General features: G+C 45.3%; 15 protein-coding genes. 3 read left to right on the top strand and 12 right to left on the bottom strand.

Going from position 1 to position 18,940, the window contains the following annotated elements; all coding sequences use genetic code 11:
• The first annotated feature begins 43 nt into the window (after nucleotides 1-43).
• Nucleotides 44-1,222 (top strand): hormogonium polysaccharide biosynthesis glycosyltransferase HpsP, encoded by a 1,179-nt coding sequence (hpsP, locus tag QT996_RS10670; RefSeq protein ID WP_333046516.1) that lies wholly within the window; start codon nucleotides 44-46, stop codon nucleotides 1,220-1,222.
• 96 nt (nucleotides 1,223-1,318) lie between these two features.
• Here hpsP and QT996_RS10665 read toward each other — a convergent pair whose 3' ends face one another.
• From QT996_RS10665 to QT996_RS10655, 3 genes are all read right to left on the bottom strand, one after another.
• Nucleotides 1,319-1,879 carry a TerD family protein gene (locus QT996_RS10665; protein ID WP_333046443.1) on the bottom strand — a complete coding sequence of 187 codons (561 nt, stop codon included), beginning with the start codon at nucleotides 1,877-1,879 and terminating at the stop codon, nucleotides 1,319-1,321.
• Between the two features lie 233 nt (nucleotides 1,880-2,112).
• Nucleotides 2,113-2,538, bottom strand: coding sequence for a DUF4359 domain-containing protein (locus QT996_RS10660; RefSeq protein WP_333046442.1), 426 nt, complete (start codon nucleotides 2,536-2,538; stop codon nucleotides 2,113-2,115).
• 225 nt (nucleotides 2,539-2,763) lie between these two features.
• Complete coding sequence (locus tag QT996_RS10655) at nucleotides 2,764-3,729, bottom strand: M48 family metallopeptidase (RefSeq protein ID WP_333046440.1); 966 nt, start codon at nucleotides 3,727-3,729, stop codon at nucleotides 2,764-2,766.
• Nucleotides 3,730-3,955: 226 nt separating this feature from the next.
• Between QT996_RS10655 and QT996_RS10650 the strand changes: the two genes are divergently transcribed.
• Nucleotides 3,956-4,507 (top strand): acireductone dioxygenase, encoded by a 552-nt coding sequence (locus tag QT996_RS10650; protein WP_333046515.1) that lies wholly within the window; start codon nucleotides 3,956-3,958, stop codon nucleotides 4,505-4,507.
• Nucleotides 4,508-4,578: 71 nt separating this feature from the next.
• On the opposite strand, the gene QT996_RS10645 is transcribed toward QT996_RS10650, so the two are convergent.
• Nucleotides 4,579-6,198: an NAD(P)/FAD-dependent oxidoreductase gene (locus QT996_RS10645; RefSeq protein WP_333046437.1), complete on the bottom strand. Its 1,620-nt coding sequence runs from the start codon at nucleotides 6,196-6,198 to the stop codon at nucleotides 4,579-4,581.
• A 199-nt stretch (nucleotides 6,199-6,397) separates the two neighbouring features.
• Here QT996_RS10645 and QT996_RS10640 point away from each other — a divergent pair, with 199 nt between their 5' ends.
• A complete protein-coding gene (locus QT996_RS10640; RefSeq protein WP_333046435.1) occupies nucleotides 6,398-7,003 on the top strand; it encodes a chorismate lyase in 606 nt (201 codons plus the stop codon).
• Between the two features lie 194 nt (nucleotides 7,004-7,197).
• Here QT996_RS10640 and QT996_RS10635 read toward each other — a convergent pair whose 3' ends face one another.
• From QT996_RS10635 to QT996_RS10600, 8 genes are all read right to left on the bottom strand, one after another.
• Nucleotides 7,198-8,502: a cytochrome P450 gene (locus tag QT996_RS10635; RefSeq protein ID WP_333046434.1), complete on the bottom strand. Its 1,305-nt coding sequence runs from the start codon at nucleotides 8,500-8,502 to the stop codon at nucleotides 7,198-7,200.
• A 201-nt stretch (nucleotides 8,503-8,703) separates the two neighbouring features.
• Nucleotides 8,704-12,117, bottom strand: coding sequence for a PAS domain S-box protein (locus QT996_RS10630; protein WP_333046433.1), 3,414 nt, complete (start codon nucleotides 12,115-12,117; stop codon nucleotides 8,704-8,706).
• 621 nt (nucleotides 12,118-12,738) lie between these two features.
• A complete protein-coding gene (locus QT996_RS10625) occupies nucleotides 12,739-14,751 on the bottom strand; it encodes an ABC transporter ATP-binding protein (RefSeq protein WP_333046431.1) in 2,013 nt (670 codons plus the stop codon).
• Nucleotides 14,752-14,974: 223 nt separating this feature from the next.
• Complete coding sequence (locus QT996_RS10620) at nucleotides 14,975-15,487, bottom strand: hypothetical protein (RefSeq protein WP_333046430.1); 513 nt, start codon at nucleotides 15,485-15,487, stop codon at nucleotides 14,975-14,977.
• Nucleotides 15,488-15,812: 325 nt separating this feature from the next.
• Complete coding sequence (locus QT996_RS10615; protein WP_333046429.1) at nucleotides 15,813-16,016, bottom strand: hypothetical protein; 204 nt, start codon at nucleotides 16,014-16,016, stop codon at nucleotides 15,813-15,815.
• A 162-nt stretch (nucleotides 16,017-16,178) separates the two neighbouring features.
• Nucleotides 16,179-16,589, bottom strand: a complete 411-nt coding sequence (locus tag QT996_RS10610; protein WP_333046427.1) for a DUF3574 domain-containing protein — start codon at nucleotides 16,587-16,589, stop codon at nucleotides 16,179-16,181.
• A gap of 464 nt (nucleotides 16,590-17,053) precedes the next feature.
• The gene (locus QT996_RS10605) at nucleotides 17,054-17,404 is read right to left on the bottom strand and encodes a hypothetical protein (RefSeq protein ID WP_333046425.1); all 351 of its coding nucleotides are present in this window, start codon (nucleotides 17,402-17,404) and stop codon (nucleotides 17,054-17,056) included.
• A 333-nt stretch (nucleotides 17,405-17,737) separates the two neighbouring features.
• Entirely contained in the window at nucleotides 17,738-18,820 is a 1,083-nt protein-coding gene (locus QT996_RS10600; protein WP_333046424.1) for an ABC transporter ATP-binding protein, read from the bottom strand.
• Between the last annotated feature and the right edge of the window lie 120 nt (nucleotides 18,821-18,940).

The raw sequence follows: 18,940 nt of genomic DNA, 5'->3' as shown, positions 1-18,940 counted from the left end.
GTCATGGGAGATGTTGATATTTTGATTGAAAGAACTATCCCCCATGCGAATTCTCCAAATTATCCCCTCGATTTCGCTCGTCTACGGCGGGCCAAGTCAAATGGTGCTGGGACTTTCTGCAGCCCTCGCTTCCCGGGGTATTAATCTCACAATTATCACCACAGATTCTAACGGAGATATCGGTCAACATCCCTTAGATGTCCCCTTAAATCAACCAATACAACAAAACGGCTATCAGATTATTTATTTCCGCTGTTATCCCTGGCGCAGATATAAGTTTTCATTCTCGTTATTGCAGTGGTTAAATGAAAATGCGCGACAATTTGACCTGGCTCACATTCACGCTATTTTCTCACCAGTAACTACCTTTGCTGCCACCATTGCTAGATATCGCCACTTACCGTATATTATCCGTCCCTGCGGTATGCTTGACCCCGCCGATTTGCAGAAAAAAAAGCGCTTAAAACAGATTTATGCAGCAGTTTTAGAACGCCCTAATTTAGCAGGCGCAGCCGCCATTCATTTTACAAGTAAAGAAGAGGCTAAAATCTCCGAAAGATTTGGTTTGGACTGCACAGGGAAGATACCCGTGGGACGGGATTTGGTGATTCCCTTGGGGGTGACAGCAGGTTTGTTTCCTAAGAGATTGCGAGAATCTCAAGTGCCAATCATCTTATTTATGTCGCGAATTGAACCTAAAAAAGGGCTTGATTTGCTAATTCCAGCATTAGAAAGTATTTTAGGATCTGGGATAGAGTTTCACTTTATTTTAGCTGGTTCCAATCCCCAAGATGCTGATTATGAAACACAAATTAAAAGTAAAATACACAACTCAAGCTTAGGAAAATACACAACAATAACTGGCTTTGTGAGCGGCAATTTAAAAATTGAACTGTTGACAAACGCCGACTTATTTGTCTTGCCTTCTTATTACGAAAACTTTGGCATGGCTGTAGCAGAAGCGATGGCCGCGGGTGTACCTGTCGCCATTTCCGATCGCATACATATTGCGGAAGACATACAGCAAGCAGAAGCTGGTTGGGTGGGGCCTTTGGAAGTAGGGGCGATCGCCAATTCAATTAAATCAGCACTTCTGAATCCACAAGAGCGCCAACGGCGGGGATTGAACGGCAAAGAGTACGCAAGAAAGCATTATAACTGGGATGCGATCGCCCAGCAAACCATCGATGCTTACCAGCACATTTTGTCGTCTACTAACTAATGCCACAGCGGTTTACCTTCTGCTTCTTCGCCTGCTGCGAGTTCTGGTACTGCTGCTATGATAATTTTCCGGCGATTTTTTTCGCTCGCTACTATTTTAGCTGCAATACTTATCCACAAAACTCTGCAATCCGGCCTGATATCCTGCTCCTACCGCCTGAAATCTCCACTCTCCATTCTTTCTATACAAGCGACCAAATTCTACAGCAGTCTCTCGCGAAAAATTCTCTTTTAATTCATACCGAACAAGTTCGTTTTCTGTATCCAAACTGTAAATCTTGATAAAAGCATTTTTGATATTGCTAAAATTTCCATTAATTTTATCTGCTTCGTGAATAGTGACAACAAAAGTTATTTCCTCAATTTCAGGATTAACTCTTTTTAAGATAACGCCGTAAATCGTTTTATTCTCTTGACTTCGGTTGTTTTTATCCCGAATCACTTGCAGTACCGAACTGTCATAGGATTGCAGATTATTGTAAAAGATCAAATATTTATCGTTAGGTATTTTGCCGTCAGCACCTAGCATAAAGGCAGAGACATCAATCTCGTAGCTTTGTCCTGCCTCTGTCACCTGCCAACCTAGGGCGATCGCCATTTTTTTTAAATCCGGCGCTTCTTTAGAGATATTAAATCTCTCACCCTTACTTAATTGCATTGCCATCTGCTTATTTGTTAAACATACAACTTTATAGTGTTCATGTTAATATTAAGTGACCCTATAACTTTTTATTTTTAATAAAACTTAATTTTTGGCTTTTATCAGCGGGCTTGATTAAAAATATGTGCTGCCTGTATCCGAATTTATTTAGATTGTCTTAGAGAGAATTGTGTAACTAAAAACCGGGCTTTTTACAAAACCCGGTTTCTACAATGGAACTTAATTTGAATCTACTTTTGAGCATTTTCAGAACTAGGTGGCAGAGTCACGAAATTACCAAAAGCTCCAACCGTTTGATAGCTTTTTTTGCCCAGTTCAGTTGTATAAATGCTGGCCACACCTAAATTTTGACGCTGCGTTGTATTGTCGAGCAAGCTTTCGATCGAGTTCCGCTGCGAAGTCAGCAAATTCTTACAACTGCCGATCAAAGTATCTGTAATGCCGCTCAAAGCTTTCGGAACGCGAGAATCTTTGCACACAGTGCTTTCCAACTCGGTTTGGAGTTCGCCGGAAGCATAAGTTAGGTATTTGTCTCTCCCAGGATTTGTAAATGCCATGCCGACGGCCACAAGAGTCAGGGCGATCGCGACTTTTCCCACATTGCCGAAAAAATTAGAAGTTGGCTTGTTAGTATTCATTGCGTTATCAATATTCATTTTTTTTAGCCCCGTTGATTTATAAGCTTCTCTTGATTTAAACTACACCTCCTCAGAAACAGATTTCCGAAAGGAGGGGACAGTTTTTAGATTGGAGGCCAGTTGCGAGTAAGTCTCTCACTGGTTTACCTTCCTTTTACGTTTCCCCCTCCCTCAAATCCGGTAAATCTTCAACAAAACATTTAGCTGGTTCCCAGGCTCTGCCTGGGAACGAGGAATTTAAACTTAGTTTCGCTGTGATTTTTGCCGATCGATCTCCCGCTGCAACTCTTCAATTTGACGGCGCAAAGCCTCCGTCTCGCTGTTAGGCGTTTGCGACTTGACATCAACCGCACCCTCGGATACCGCCCGCTTGTAGTTCCCTAGCTTAATTTGGCGGTATTCCTCGGAACTTGCCCAGTCTCGCAAATACCGCAGGCGTTCCACCGGGAAAGGGTGACTCAGCATCACGCCCTGGCCGCCGTTGTAAAGTAAAAATTTATACACTTGGTTGAGGTTGTCCCGATCGAGCTCTTGATAGTTGTCAGACTGGCGGATAAATTCTTGCAAACTGCATTGGTCAGCATATTTACTGCTAACTCCCGCAAGTTGCATCATCGTTTTCATCACACTGTTCAAGTCATCAGTTACTAACAAAGCCGCCCGATCTGCCGACAATTCAGCCTTGCGCCGCCACTCGTAAAAAGCGAAAATTAAACCGCTACCGACCATATTTCCCAGCCCGAAAGTCATCTCGCCAATTGTCGATGCAACGCTCACTGCCCAACTCGCCATTTGATTTAAAATTGGATGACCGCATTTAATGTGTCCCAACTCGTGAGCCAAGACTACCCGCAGTTCCGCCTCGTCCAACAAGTCTAAAAGACCAGTGTTTAATACTACATAAGGCTGGTTTTTCCCCAGGGCATAGCTGTTAACTGAGGGATTCTGAGAAACAAACAAACCCGGTTCTGGAAAAACATCTAAAGCCTGCACGCACTCCCGAAATATATGATAAATGCTGGCATATTGGCGTGGGCCGACTTGAATGCTATTTCCCATTAGGTAAACGAATTGCGGTCGTTCGTAGACAAATTCTACAAATTTGCTGGCAATTAAGTCAAATCCAGGTACGCTCCGCAATGCTGCCTCGGCTTGGCGATCGAGGGGATGCTGAAATGCTTCGCTAGAAATTCCAGTATAAGTAGGCATAGTTGTTGCAAAAGTTACATTTAAGATACCAGTCATGCCATCGCTGCTGGTGCTAGCTGGCGCCTGACTTATCAATATTATCGCGACAAATATTCAACTGTTGTGGAACAGACCGAAAAGCCTGTTCAAATTAGCGTTAAAATTGTGGTTCTGGTACAGGCGCGATCGACAAACATCTTTCACAGTGCCTGTGTATCGCCTCACCCAAAAATTGGAACGTGCAAAAATGGCTATCCTGCGACTCGAAAACGGTACAACCTACACTCAACAAAGCGACATTACCCGAGAACTCGCTTCCTTAAACATTCAACTCAACCGCTGGCCCGTGGGTGACAGCGCTGAAATTCAAAATTTGTTAGCTAAAGATGCTCTTGACGACACTCAAAAAGAGCAAGTGTTGCAAGCCCTCGACGGCTACTTTCAACAGTTGTCGGAAAGTGCAGGCTATCAGGATCGCGACTTAATTGTACTGCACCCAGACATTCCCAACCTCGACACCATGCTGTCCAAATTCAACAAGTGCCACATCCACGCCGATGATGAAGTGCGGTATATCGTAGCAGGCGAGGGCATTTTCGGCTTCGTGCGGCCCGACGGCAGCCAAGTCGAACTCACAGTGCAGCCGGAAGAATTTATCAACGTGCCGGCGAATACAGAACACTGGTTTTATTTGACAGCAGCCCGGAAAGTTAAAGCGGTGCGCTATTTTACCACTAAAGAAGGCTGGACGCCTGAGTATACCGATACCGAAATTCGATCGCGTTTAGCTGCTGTTTGAACAGAGTTGACGGTTGACAGTTGACAGTTGACGGCACTCTTCAAACCATCTAAAAATCCTCAAATCCAGCCTCAAATTTTGTGGTTTGAAGATCGCAATATGCTCAAAGCAACCGCCTCCGCCACCTTAATCCCATCAATTCCCGCCGACAGGATTCCACCCGCATATCCTGCACCTTCCCCAGCAGGATAAAGGCCTTCTGTATTCAAACTCTGATAATCTTCCTTGCGTTTAATCCGAATTGGTGAAGAAGTGCGCGTTTCCACACCAGTTAAAACCGCATCATCCATCGCAAATCCTTTAATTTGTTTGTCAAAAGCCGGAAGTGCTTCGCGGATGGCTGCGATCGCATAATCTGGCAAACTTTCGCTCAAATCAGTCATCACAACTCCCGGCGTATAAGACGGCTGCACAGCACCTAGCGCCGTGGAAGGGCGATTTGCCAAAAAATCACCCACAAGCTGCCCAGGGGCGTTGTAAGTGCCACCTCCTAACTCAAATGCCCGTTCTTCTAGGCGACGTTGAAACTCAATTCCCGCTAAGGGATGACCGGGATAATCCTCCGGCGTGATACCCACCACAATCCCGCTGTTAGCATTGCGTTCATTGCGAGAATATTGACTCATCCCATTAGTGACAAGTCGCCCCGGTTCTGACGCAGCCGCCACGACCAAACCACCGGGACACATACAGAAACTATATACAGAACGGCCGTTTTGGCAATGGTGAACCAGTTTGTAATCGGCGGCACCCAAAAGCTTATGGCCTGCCCGATCGCCAAAACGACAGCGATCGATCGTAGTCTGCGGATGTTCCACCCGAAAACCAATGGAAAAAGGTTTAGGTTCGATGTAAACCCCGCGCGAAAACAACATTTCAAAAGTATCGCGGGCGCTGTGTCCCACCGCCAGAACTATATAATTACTAGCAATATATTCTCCGCTGGCGAGGGTAAGTCCCTGCACTTTTCCATTTTCGATGTGGATATCTTCCACACGAGTTTGAAACCTAATCTCTCCGCCTAATGATTCTATTTGGGCGCGAATACTTTGGACAATTCCCACCAGTTTGAACGTGCCAATATGCGGTTTATTAATATATAAAATTTCCGGTGAAGCTCCCGCATTCACAAGTTCCGTCAGTACCTTCCGTCCATAATGCTGAGGATCTTTAACTTGGCTGTAGAGTTTGCCATCGGAAAAAGTACCCGCACCACCTTCGCCAAACTGGGCGTTAGATTCTGGGTTAAATTCTGCTTTTTTCTTCCAAAATCCAAAGGTATCAACCGTGCGATCGCGCACTGCTTTTCCGCGTTCTAAAAGGATGGGACGAAACCCCATTTGTGCCAGCATTAGCCCTGCAAACATACCGCACGGGCCTGTACCAATCACAATGGGGCGAATCGTCAAATTTTTGGGGGCTTGGGCTACATAGCGATAATTAGTGTCTGGTGTCACCATCACATGAGGATCTTTTTTGAAGCGTTGGAGAAGTTGCTTTTCCTGTGTCGTCTCTACATCCACAATATAGACAAGGAGGATTTCTGCTTTTTTACGAGCATCGTAGCTGCGCTTGAAGATGGAATAGCCGAGCAATTCTTCGGGGGGAATTTGCAGCTTTTTGAGAAGGGCATCGGCGATCGCATCTTGAGGATGATCGAGGGGGAGTTTTATTTCGGTTATTCGTAACATATAGTGGAAGGAAGAAGGAAGAAGGAAGAAGGAAGAGGGAAGAAGGAAGAAGAAAGAATAAAAATCCCGCACAGAAGTATTATAACTATTTAACCGGACATCCTATGGGCGATCGTCTTCGGTCGATCAATTTTTAATTTTTGAGTGGATAATTGAAGAAGCGTTATAATAAACAAAAAATTAAGTTTTGTAAAGACCCTTGACTGCAACATTCACACCCAAAAACAGCCGCACCTGGCACGCTCTCACCCCCCTGTGGCAAGGAGCCGAAGACGCAGTACAGAAGGGTTTGCCCCACACCAAACTAGCACCGGCGTGGCAAATACTGCTCCTGGGCGACGGTTCCCCCACCCGTCACCTGCAACTGCTGACAGGGGAACCGACAGAAGTAGATGTGATCGATATGTCTTTAGTGGGTGAAGGCGCAGACGGCGCGCCCCAGCAAATTGTCGCCGTTCCGGGGCCGCGCCTACGCCGCCAAGTGTGGCTGCGAACAGCTTCTGGACAGCGTTTAGCCTATGCGACTTCTTGGTGGGAAGCGAGCCACGTAGACGAATATTTACAAAATAAATCTTTGCCAATTTGGGCCAGTTTAGCGAGGCTGCGGACAGAATTGTATCGCGATGTGCAGGGCATTTATTACGGTGATTCAGTGGCTTTGGAGTCAGCTTTTGAACAGTCGGGGCCTTTTTGGGGGCGACACTATTTGTTTTGGCATCACGGGAAGCCACTGACGCTGATTTATGAGGTGTTTTCCCCTTATTTAACTAAATATTTGGGACCGATGCAATTGGATGTTGATTGAGATGCTATCGGCCGATCGAGGGTTTTGGCATCTGACGCACTTTACTAATTGTGACACGCTTGCCTTAGTCTTTTTTGATAAACCGCGAAGACGCTTATGACACACAGAAGAAGAGGAAGATCAATCCCGAGGGTATAGAGCCGGATTTGATATTAGCTCCCCGACTTCTTTAAGAAGTCGGGGAGGTGGATTTTCTAGCTATTGATAGTTGTTCGCCGAAATTTAACTCGCAAACCGTCGCGGGGACGGGGAGTCGGTACTGTGATTAAATTCAAATCTTGATCGGGTAAAAGCTCCCATTCCAACTCCCGAACAATCTTTGCTGCAAACAACTTCATCTCTAATCGGGCAAATTCTTTGCCCAAACATTCTCGCAAACCGCCGCCAAAGGGCACGTAACTAAAGGGTTTAGCCGATCGCTCGGAGCTAAATCGATCGGGATCGAAGCGATCGGGTTCAGGATAAAGTTGACTATCCTGATGGGTTTGAGTAATCCCAGAAAGCACGCTCCAACCCTTGGGAATTTCATAGCCGCCGAACTCACAAGCATTAATTACTGTCCGGAAAACACTTCCCACCGGTGGAATTAAACGCAGCACTTCTCGCAGCACCTGTTCTAAATAGGTCATTTGTTTGAGTTGTTCCAATGTTAGGGGTTCAGTTGCGGGGAACTGCTGCTGTTCGGCCCGCACTTTTGCCATCACATCGGGATTTTGAGCTAGGAGAAGGCAAAAAGAGGCGATCGCCGAAGTTAAAGTTCCGTGTCCCGCAAACAGCAGCACCAGCACTTGATCTTTTAACTCATCCAAACTCAAACTATTTCCCTCCTCATCGCGACCCGAAATCAGCAAACTCAAAGCATCCTTGCCACTAGGGGTTCCTTGCTGGCGATCGCGAATAATCTTTTCCAGTTCTGCTAACAGTAACTTTCTGCTATTTTTCGCTTTGCCAAACTTTGTCCAAGGCACATCTAAAGGAATCGAAAATAAACCATTGCCCCAAGTTTCAAAATTATGTCCGAGCGCCGTTTCCGAACCATTATCAATCCCAACTAACAACTTAGCCGCCACATCAAAAGTATAATTTATCAGTTCAGGATACCAAGTCAGGGTTTCCATTTTTTCCCATTTTTCCAAATAGCGCTGAGTGATATTTTCCATCGCGCCGATGTAGCCAACCAAAGCTCGCGGCTGAAACGCTTGGTACATCAACTTGCGCTGATTTATGTGGTTAGCACCCGTTTGCACCGACAAGGAAAGCGGCCCTAAAAGCGCTTTCGTACTCGCAGGAAAACTCACAACAAAATATTGGTTGTCATTGCTTAAAACAAACAAACTAGCCTCTTGGCCACGCATAAACACGGTAGGCTGTCCGAAAAGGCTGGTTTTGAAAATGGGCCCGTACTGCTGGTGGCGTTTTTTGGCAAATTGGGAATCTTGCAAAAAGTTGAGGGTATCGCCAATTAGGGGTAAACCTAAACTGCCCGGAGGTAATGCCATATGTGATTTTTGATTTTTGATTTTTGATTTTTAATATCATATCAATTTTAGTTGTCTGCTGGGCAATACGCACCCGACAAATTTCTGGTAAAAGAACTTTTCTCTGTTTGTAGCCTGTAGGGTGGGTCAGTCTTAAGGTTTGTACAAAAAAATTTGGTTTTTCCCACTGACGCACCTTAGTATTTTTGGCGACCAACCAATTTAATTTTCTGTCCTTTTAATCGGAATCTCGATTATAAATTCAGTGCCTTTCCCCACCACCGAGAAACACTTGATTTCACCTTTATGTTTTTCGACAATAATTGAATGGGAAATCGCTAAACCCATCCCCGTTCCCGAACCGACCCGTTTTGTAGTATAGAACGGGTCAAATATCCGCTGCTTGACTTGATCGGTCATACCTGCACCGTTATCAGAAATTCTAATCACAGCGAGAGGACCTTCTACCTCTGTACGAATGCGGATAATTCCCGGGTTTTCGAGCGATTCTTGTAAAACGTCAATAGCGTTAGCAATAATATTCATAAACACCTGATTCAACAGTCCAGCGTAGCACTCCACCAGTGGCAATTGCCCGTATTCTTTAACGAGTTGAATTGCTGGGCGATCGGGCTGAACTTTCAGACGGTGTTCTAAAATCATCAATGTGCTGTCGATGCCTTCGTGAATGTTAACCTTTTTCATGTCAGATTCATCGAGGCGAGAGAAATTCCGCAAACTCCGCACGATATCCCGGATGCGAGTAGCTCCCATCTGCATAGAAGACAGCATTTTGGGCAAGTCGTCTAGCACAAAATCCAGCTCTAACACCTCTATTTCTTCCTGAAGAGCTGGAGAAGGTTCCGGGTATTCATCTCGATACATTTGCACCAGTTTCATCAGATTTCTGGCGTATTCTTCTGTGTAGGTAAGATTGCCGAAAATAAATGTGACCGGGTTATTGATTTCGTGGGCGATTCCTGCTACCATCTGACCGAGACTCGACATTTTTTCTGCCTGTACGAGTTGAGTTTGAGCTTGCTGGAGTTCGCACAGAGTTACTTCAAGTTTTGCAGCTTGTTCTTGGGCTATCCGAGCGGAATCGACGCTTTTAGTGTAAAGTTCAGATTGACTGATGGCGATCGCCAATTGATCACCAATTGCCTCCATTAACTCCACTTCCTCTTTTGTCCACTTACGCACCTCGCTGCAAGAAATGCAGCTAACAACACCAGTTAAACCCCCGGCACTTTTAATCGGCAAATCCAAGACAGACTTGCAACCAACCTCCAAAAAGAATTTTTGTTCTAGGGGATCGCTTACAGTTGCAACATCATCTATTTGATAAACTTCCAAATTACCGATTTTTTGTGGCAGCATACCTGTTATTTCAGCAGGAAAATAACCCAAAAGCGAGAACAAGTCATCATTCTTAGCTTCGTGGACAACATCCCAAGCAGGTGGCGAAGCATCGGGCAAATACCAGATAAAGACACAGCGATCGACTTGCAGCAAGTCGCGAATTTGCTGCACAGTTGTTGCTAAAATAGTATCTAAATCCAGAGATTCGCGGATATTGCTAGCTAGCTGGTTCACCAGCGCTTCCTGCTCCGCTAATTTACGGAATCTCGCTTCCGACTGTTGCAACTGTCTTTGAGCTTCTTTTTGTTTTGTAACGTCCAAACCCAAACCGATTAAGCCGATCGCGTTACCACAATCATCTTTGACCTGAGTTTTAATTGTGTCCAGTTCGTGATATTTACCATCAGTAAGCTGGAAAATTTCTTCAGAATAATAGGGAATATCTTGGCTCCACGCTTGCGCGTCAGATGCCATGCAGTTAGCAGATTGTTCTAAGCCCAAAACTTCGGAATAGTGAGATGCTGCTAAAAATCTTGATTCAGGTATAGCCACATCTTCGCAGAAAGTTTTGTTAACTAATAACATCCGCCCGCTAGCATTTGCCATCCACACCCAAATGGGAGCGTTGTCAATAATTGCCCTCAAAGTTTGCTTTTGTCTGGCGAGAGCTTCTTCTGTTTGTTTGCGCTTAATTCCCAGGGCGATCGCATCCGCACTTGAGGCTAAAGCAATCAGCGTTGATTCATTCAACTCGTGGCGAGAAAACATCGCGATTACTCCCAGCAACTGATTGTCAACAATTAACGGATATCCAGCAAAAGCCACCATTCCTTCTCGTGAGGCCCATTCTTTGTCGTGGAGTCTGGGATCTTCTTGCACAGAATTAGTGATGTGAGGTTTTCGCTCCAGGGCGATTAAACCAATCTTGAACTCGCCGACAGGAATGCGGGTGTAAGCGCCGTCAACGCCAGTATATATCCCCCCGCTTGCTTCCAGTTCCAATACATTTTCCTCTTCATTCAGCGTCCAAATCCGAGCAAAGGCAGCATCCAAATGGCGCACAACTGCATCGGCGCAATATTGCAAAGTTGCAAGCAAAGTCTGGTTTTGAGTCAGAGCAATTCCCACATCTGCTGTCAATAAAGAAAGTTTCAATTGTTCTGCTAAAGCTTGTTCTGCTATTTTGCGCTCTGTAATGTCCGTAGCAGCACCGAGACGCTGCTTAATTTTCCCCTCCTCTGTTCTGCTAAATACAATATTCCGGCTGACTAACCAGTGCCAACAATTCTGTTTGTTGCGTACCCGATATTCGTACTCAATAACTTCGCCGTCGGGAGCATTTTCTAATTGCTGAAAATATCCGGGAAATTTAGCTAAATCGTCAGGGTGAATGATGGTGGGCAGCAGATTGCTGCCCATGTTTTCAACTTCTGCGCTCGTATAGCCGAGGGTGTCACTGATTTCGCGGTTGCTGTAGACATTTCGCTGCTCGCTTTCGTCGTAAACAAAGAGAAGATTCGGACTGGTATTGGCAATTCGCTCAACAAAACGCTGACTCTCTTGCAGCGCTGCTTCTGCTTGTTTGTGAGCGGTAATGTCGCGGCCGACACCATAGATCAATTCTTCCTCGTAGAAACGGGTAGCAGTCCAGGCTATCCACTTGTAAGAACCGTTGCGACAGCGCCAGCGGTTTTCAAACCCAACGGTATTATTCCCCGCAGCAATACTTTCAGCTTCTTTTAAAGTAGTTTCGCGATCGTCTGGATGCACGAATTCAATGAAGAGTTGGCCAACCATTTCTCCTAGGGAATAACCGAGTATTTTTTCTCCTGCTGGGTTGATGCGTTTTACATAACCGTCAAAACTAAGGACGCACAGCAGATCTAGCGATAGGCTAAAAAAGCGATCGCACTCGTTGGGTTCGCTGGATGGGCGATCGTTTTGGGCTACGACAGCAGAAGCTTTTGAGCGCCCCGATACCGCCAAAAAGACAATATTTGCTATTGCCAAAAATCCCAGGGCGAGTTGGCTATCGTAGAAATTATCACCGCTGCCAGCTACGAGCCACCCGTTTAAGACAAGCAGTACAATTATCAAAATTGAGAATACACTGCCAGGGGCGATCGTCGCTACGCTGATTTTTTTTTCATACTCCTTGCTGCCTTCTGCCTTTTCTATTCTGGTGACTGCTGCCGTGAATTTTCTCAACAACAGTTGGAGTAAGTTCAATAATTTAGTGTTTTTGGATTCTTCGATAGGAACAGAATACTTCATTTTTTTACTGTTGATTCCGTTTTACTTGTGGTGACTCAAAATTACAATAAAATTTTTTAAATATTGTAAAACTTTGCTAGCTTGCGAAATCTAGCATTTTAAAATTTGCGTATATTTACCCACGCTAGCTAGAGAATTAAGTGTATTTACGGAATTAGCGAGCAATCTTTTCTTAGCTGGGATGTGCATTTTTTACTTTTTCCGACTCATTGAGAGAGTTTATCTATAATACTAGGCTACATATTGCTGTTAGTCATTGGACATTTGGCCTAATCTAGCTAATTGGACGCAGAAATTGGGACTCTTGGACGAATAACCTAATTATGTAGGGTTCGCCTGAAGCCGCTTACCACGTTATAGTAGCGTGTTATACCACTTTTTGGCTCCTGGAATGACCGGGTTTGATATAGGAAAATACTGCGTGGAGCGCTCTGCTCGTGGGTTGAAAAACCCGCAATATTAGTAAAGTTCAAGCAGGTTCAATTTGACTATAAATTATGAAGTTAAAATAAAGATAAACTGCTGATATCATTTCCGGTTACACCGGAATGATGTTGACTGTTAACGGTTGACTGTTCACTGTTCACTGTCAACCGTCAACAGTCAACTCAGTTTAAAACACTAAAGCTCAAACGTGTTCGATTCATCCGCAGGCGATGGAGCCCAAGCAGCTTGGCGACCTAGTTGCTGTTGCCGAATTCGCTCCAAATTCCCCGCAGGAATAGCAGCTATAAGTTGTCGCGTATAAGCTTGCTGCGGTTGGCGGTAAATACGCTCAGCAGTGCCAATTTCTTCGATTTTACCTTTGTTCATGACGATCGCGCGATCGCTCATAAACTTGACCACGCTCAAATCGTGAGAAATAAAAATATAAGTCAGTCCAAACTCTGTTTGCAACTCCTTCAGCAAATTTAAAACTTGCGCCTGCACCGACACATCTAATGCCGAAACCGACTCATCGCAAATAATAAACTTAGGATTCAAAGCCAAAGCTCTAGCAATACAAATTCGCTGTCTCTGTCCACCCGAAAACTCGTGAGGGTAGCGCCGCATAAAATCGGGATTTAAACCCACTCTCTCCAACAAATAAGCCGCACGATCGCGCTGTTCTTTCTGGTTCTTACCAAAACGGTGAATCACCATCGGTTCCATCACCGCATCCCCAACATTTAGGCGCGGATCGAGAGAACTAAAAGGGTCTTGAAAAATAATTTGCAGATCGCGCCGCAGCCACCGCAATTTGCGATCGTACTCTTTTTTCAGCCGATAATTAGCCATCCACTGCGATGCCGAACTACTTTTCGCAGGAGGCGTAATTTCTTGACCTTCAAAAAACACTTTACCGCTGGCCACGGGAATTAATTGCAGCAAAGCTCTCGCCAAAGTTGATTTGCCGCAGCCAGACTCGCCCACTAAACCCAAAGTCTCGCCCGGGTAAACCTCAAAAGAAATATCGTTTACCGCCATAAACAAGCGTTTAGTTTCGCCAAACATTCCCTGCACCGGAAAACCGACGCGCAAGTTATTAACAGCTAGCAAAGGGCCGGAAATATGCGGCAGCCGAGGCGGTTTTCCTGTTGCAAAAGCGGGATTTCCCCCGCTGCTGTCGCCATCTAAATCGGCATTTTTCTCGACAATTACTAATTCGCCGCTAGCATTTGTGGTGACATCCATAAAATCGGAAACTGTCGGTAAGCGGCGCAGTTGCCGATCGAGAGTTGGGCGGCAAGCTAACAGACCTTTCGTGTAAGGATGTTGGGGATTACTGAAAATTTGTTCGATCGCACCGCACTCAACAATCTTGCCTCGGTACATCACCGCCACGGTATCGCCAATTTCCGCAATGACGCCCAAATCGTGGGTAATAAAAATCATTGCCATGCCTCTAGAGTCCCGCAACTCCCGCAGCAAAGCTAAGATTGTTGCCTGCACGGTTACGTCCAAAGCCGTGGTAGGTTCATCAGCAATTAATAAAGTCGGATTGCAAGAAATGGCCATTGCAATCATCACGCGCTGGATTTGACCGCCTGAGAGTTCGTGGGGATAGCGATCGAGCATAGCTTGTTTGTGACCGTTAACGAGCTGCATCAAATCGCGATCGTCCTCCCCACCTGCTTCTTGCTGCAAAGCCAAACATCGCTGCCTGATCTCATCGTCACCTGGTAGCAGCTTCACCTCTTGCAGCAGAGAAGCAGCTTTGCGCCGCGCTTCTGTCTGCGACACCTTTTGGTGCAAACAAATGGCTTCTGTGAGTTGAAATCCGATCGTATAAACGGGATTCAGCGAACTCATCGGCTCTTGAAAAATCGTCGCAATCTGGCTGCCCCGGTATGTTTGTTTTTCCCTGTCTGGCATTTCCAGGAGATTCACAGACCCATTGTTAGCGCCGTCTTTTGTCGAATAAAACCAAATTTCGCCATCGATTTTCGTTGACGAACTCGAAAGCAAACCCATAACAGCGAGGGATGTTACCGATTTTCCCGACCCCGACTCTCCCACGATTCCCAGAGTTTGCCCTCGCTTGACCTCAAACGAAATGCCGTCAACCGCTTTGACGGTTGCAGACGCATCGCCTGCGTCCGCAGATTGAAATTGAACCCGCAGGTTGCGAACTTCTAGGACGGTTTCACTCATGGAGGTCTATGGCAGTTAAATGGAGATTAAGTGGATTGTAGCAGGGCCTGTTGAAGGCAGAAGGCAGTACGAAGATTTTAAGATTGCTTTGCATAACAGATGGCGAAAGCTAACATTCCTCGCAACGCTTCGCCGTGGAGGAGTTTTGAATTTTAAATGGTTTATAACTTAAAACTCAAAACTCAGAACTACTGGAGTGCCTTCTGCCTGCGAGTAATTTTCCTCAAAAACCGATGACTTGAGTGTCAGCAGGCAGTGTAGTGGCCTCGGAGACCTTTTTAAACACAGTTGCCTGCTCGTTTAAGGAATTAGGTCTAGCCTGTCCGGGATTGGTGCCTTGCAACTGAAGGCGCATTTGACCTTCGGGAGTCAATTCAAAAACAGTTTGAACGGTTTCTGTGCTGCTGAGGCCGACATCAAGGTGCATCGGTTTTTCACCGAGATTAACTTTGTACCTCATTTCTTTGGCGCGGGCGGCTCCGTCGGGGCCTTTAGCCATGAGAAACAATTTGCCTTCTGGGGCAAAGACGAAGGTGAAAGACTGACCGGAGGGGACTGTGCCTTGCCATTGGCCTAGGAGTTGCGTGTCGATGTTGCTGGCGGCCGGGGCTGCTGTTTCTGGGGCAATTGTTGGTGTTGCTGCGGATGCTGGGCTGAGTGAGGCGTTGAAGCTAATGAGGATGCCCAAGCAAAGGCTACCTGCGATCGCTTTACCAATCATTTTTGAATTAGACATGAGACCGATCTAAAAATTGGTTATTTGTTTTGTACACTGTAGCGGTAAAACCGTACTTTGTTTAGTTTAAATTTCTTTTAGGCATAGATATAAGTTGAGGTTCGCACCTGCAACGCCGTTGTCATCCCCGGACTAAAGCTTTTCCTGAGCTTGTTGAAGGGTCACGGGGCTTTCATTTTTTTTATTGTAAAATCTAATACAAATCCGGCTTAATCTGCACAGTTCGCTGTTCTGAGTTGATTGTTCTTAACTCAAAACAGCTAATTGACTATTGGGTTCGATCGCACAGATAGTTTGGCAAATCGATCGCATTAATAGTCTTTCATTAATTTTTTTCAGGATCGCGTTCTACTTGTTCTGTCGAAGATTCCGGCGCTGATTCCTGTGGATTTTGCGATCGTTTCATGCGCTCCAATGCCTCTGCGTAAGACCAAGCCACGTTCACAAGAAAAGCTTTCGCCATGGCGGACAAATTTTGTGCATCCTCGCTTTCAGGCGCTTCAGCTTTTTGGTTGCCGTCGTTCATCATATTTTTGTTTTCTCCCGGGCAGGTTTTTCTAGCGATTTTTTGCAGTCTGCGATCGATACCCACAAATTATGATTTTTCTTGCACCCGCACCCTACTTATCTTTGAGGATATGACCTTGATTACCACGAATAATATCATAAATACGCTGATTGGATGACCACATCAGAAAGAAACCTTAACTTCGCTGGTTGCCCGCAGCACTGACTCTTGCAGGAAAGTGCGCTTATAAGTTTCGATAATTTCATTAATAGCTTGATTTTTTTCACGACTACTTTCATAAATTAAAATAACTCTTTTAGAGTTTTCTCTAATCAGAATTCCCGATCTGTTGAGAAACTGCCCGGAGCCGTCTAATAGGGTTAGCCCTTCTCGAAAACAAGGGGTAATAACTGCCTTGACAAACTCCTGCCATTCGGATTCAGAAATTGTCTCACCTCCTGGTTTTGTTAAGCCAAAATACAGTTCATCTTTGAGGAGATTTGTTTGCTTGGCATTAGTATCTGAAGTTTCGGGAAGTTGAGTGCGGGCAAGTGTTGCCGGAAAAACAGGATGAACAGCAGGTCGGTCAAGCAAAGACTGTTAAGATGTTTATTCATCTCACATCTTACACCATTCTCAAGAACGGGCTTTCCGGCCCGTTCCACAAAAGATAAATTTTCTTGTGGAACAGGTCGGAAAGCCTGTTCATAAAAGGCTAATTGAGAATGGTGCAACATATGAGTTCATAGGACTTCGTTTGAGTCTTGAGCGGTTTCAACGGCCGAGTTTTATAAACGGGGTTTGTCACCCAAATTTGATATAATTTAATATAAAGCGCTTCCAATTCAAAAACCCAGTTTCACATGAGAAACCGGGTTTATGAGCGTCTGTCCTAGTTTATTTATGCTCGTCTACTTGATTGCGTCGGCTGTATTAAGTAGCTCAACCTATTTTAAACGTCAAACTTTTCAGGTGTTCAGAAACCCGCAAGGGCGATCACTCTTGGCGGCGCCCCTAAAGCAATCAGGTTTCTCAGTGTTATATTTTTTTAGGTGGAGCTATTGATCCTTTAATTCGCGGATACTTCTCTTAGCAGTGTCTTGGTACATCTGCCCGAATTCTTTCACGGCTGCTCCTGCTTCTTGCCCAATCTTCTGAGCTCGTTCGCCGCGAGAGTCTGACGTTTCGCGAGCTTCTTGCCTCCATTCCCGCGTTGTTTGGGGTCTTTCAGAATTGTTTAGATCCGCTTTTGAGCTAGCTTGCGCGCCAAAACCTTTGTTACTGCTTCCCGAATCAACGTTTGTGGTCAGAAGCAGAAAACCGACTAGGACAACACTCAAAAAACTCTTGATTTGAAAGCCCTTAAGCAGGGAACTGATGCGAGCAATGGCTGTGGAAATCAAATTCATCTGGATAATACTCCCTAAGTTGATTGGTGATAATTTTCAACATTTTTTTATCTAATTGACTCGCTCCAAAACCAGCAGCTAATGCGAGATAAAGCCAACTTAGCTTTAACTTCCGATTAACCACCTAAATAGAGTTATAGGTTAGCGATAAAATCTGGTAAACACGCAACCTCTGTGTCAGCCAATTAGCTTTTTCACACATGAATATCACCTTAACAGCCCCATAATACTTCTACCTCTAACTAAAGTCATAAGTTAGTTATAAGCAAAAAAAATATTTTTCAGCACAGGGTTAGACAATTTTTAATCAATCATGCTATGCAGGGCAAATTCTTATTGCAAGCGATCGCCCGTTTTCACGTCAAACCAGTGCAGCAACTGAGGCGGAAAAACCAGCTCTACAATTTCAGAATTCCAGTGGCGGTCATTTGGCAGCAAAGCCCGCACCGTTACTGGCTCCAAACCTTTAACTCGGACACTAACTAAATTTTGCATTCCCAAGTTTTCCACTAAATAAACCTCACCTTTAATGGCGTCTGGGCCCGCCATATTGCCGGCCTCTGCATCTGCAAAGCCGACGTGTTCCGGACGAATTCCTAACACAATTTCTGGGGGCACAGTCGGCATATTTGGGAGTGGAACTCGAAAATCCCCCAACTTAGCACAATTTCCCTGGCATTTAAGCACTAGCAAATTCATTTGCGGGCTACCCACAAAACCCGCTACAAACTGATTTGCAGGACGGGTATAAATTAAGTGTGGCGGGTCTAACTGCTGCACGCTGCCGCTGTTGAGAACTGCGACTTTTGTAGAAAGCGTCATTGCTTCGGTTTGGTCGTGAGTTACATACACCACAGGAGCTTTTTGGGAGGAAAATAATTGTTTGAGTTCTGCCCTAACTTTTTCCCGTAATAATGCGTCGAGATTGCTCAAAGGTTCGTCGAGCAAAAATACTTCTGGTTGGCGCACTAATGCGCGGCCGAGGGCGACTCGCTGCCGCTGTCCGCCTGATAGTTTTCCTGGTTTGCGATCGATTAATTCCGTCAATCCGAGGGATGTTGCAACTTCCGTCACTAACCGATTGATTTCGCCGGAGGGGATTTTGCGAAGTTTGAGGCTCGATGCCATATTCTCGTAGACTGTCATGTGCGGATAAAGCGCGTAACTTTGAAAAACCATTGCAATATCGCGATCGCCTGGTCTGAGATAAGTGACATTGCGATCGCCAATTCTAATCTCGCCTCTAGTCGGCTGTTCCAACCCTGCAATTAACCGCAGTGTCGTAGATTTACCGCACCCCGACGGCCCCAGCAAAGTCAGAAATTCCCCTTCGCTGACATCCAAACTAATGTCTTTTACGGGAACAACTTTAGCGCTGTAGGTTTTATTGAGGTTTTTTAGTTGCAATTTGGCCATGATTTTTAAAGTGTTGACTGTTGACTGTTGACTGTTGGCTGTTGACTGTTGACTGTTGACTGTGTTGTTTGACTCGTTCCCAGCCAGAGCCTAGGAACCAGTTCAATCTAAAATCTAAAA

This window comes from Microcoleus sp. S13C4 (genome assembly GCF_036700865.1).
Lineage (GTDB): Bacteria > Cyanobacteriota > Cyanobacteriia > Cyanobacteriales > Microcoleaceae > Microcoleus.
This window is presented reverse-complemented; position numbering and strand designations above follow the sequence as displayed.

What these genes read in the sequence shown, in the direction of transcription:
- hpsP (WP_333046516.1), top strand. Translation starts at nt 44, where the DNA reads ATGCGAATTCTCCAAATTATCCCCTCGATTTCGCTCGTCTACGGCGGG.
- QT996_RS10665 (WP_333046443.1), bottom strand. Translation starts at nt 1,879, where the DNA reads ATGCAATTAAGTAAGGGTGAGAGATTTAATATCTCTAAAGAAGCGCCG.
- QT996_RS10660 (WP_333046442.1), bottom strand. Translation starts at nt 2,538, where the DNA reads ATGAATATTGATAACGCAATGAATACTAACAAGCCAACTTCTAATTTT.
- QT996_RS10655 (WP_333046440.1), bottom strand. Translation starts at nt 3,729, where the DNA reads ATGCCTACTTATACTGGAATTTCTAGCGAAGCATTTCAGCATCCCCTC.
- QT996_RS10650 (WP_333046515.1), top strand. Translation starts at nt 3,956, where the DNA reads ATGGCTATCCTGCGACTCGAAAACGGTACAACCTACACTCAACAAAGC.
- QT996_RS10645 (WP_333046437.1), bottom strand. Translation starts at nt 6,198, where the DNA reads ATGTTACGAATAACCGAAATAAAACTCCCCCTCGATCATCCTCAAGAT.
- QT996_RS10635 (WP_333046434.1), bottom strand. Translation starts at nt 8,502, where the DNA reads ATGGCATTACCTCCGGGCAGTTTAGGTTTACCCCTAATTGGCGATACC.
- QT996_RS10630 (WP_333046433.1), bottom strand. Translation starts at nt 12,117, where the DNA reads ATGAAGTATTCTGTTCCTATCGAAGAATCCAAAAACACTAAATTATTG.
- QT996_RS10625 (WP_333046431.1), bottom strand. Translation starts at nt 14,751, where the DNA reads ATGAGTGAAACCGTCCTAGAAGTTCGCAACCTGCGGGTTCAATTTCAA.
- QT996_RS10620 (WP_333046430.1), bottom strand. Translation starts at nt 15,487, where the DNA reads ATGTCTAATTCAAAAATGATTGGTAAAGCGATCGCAGGTAGCCTTTGC.
- QT996_RS10615 (WP_333046429.1), bottom strand. Translation starts at nt 16,016, where the DNA reads ATGATGAACGACGGCAACCAAAAAGCTGAAGCGCCTGAAAGCGAGGAT.
- QT996_RS10605 (WP_333046425.1), bottom strand. Translation starts at nt 17,404, where the DNA reads ATGAATTTGATTTCCACAGCCATTGCTCGCATCAGTTCCCTGCTTAAG.
- QT996_RS10600 (WP_333046424.1), bottom strand. Translation starts at nt 18,820, where the DNA reads ATGGCCAAATTGCAACTAAAAAACCTCAATAAAACCTACAGCGCTAAA.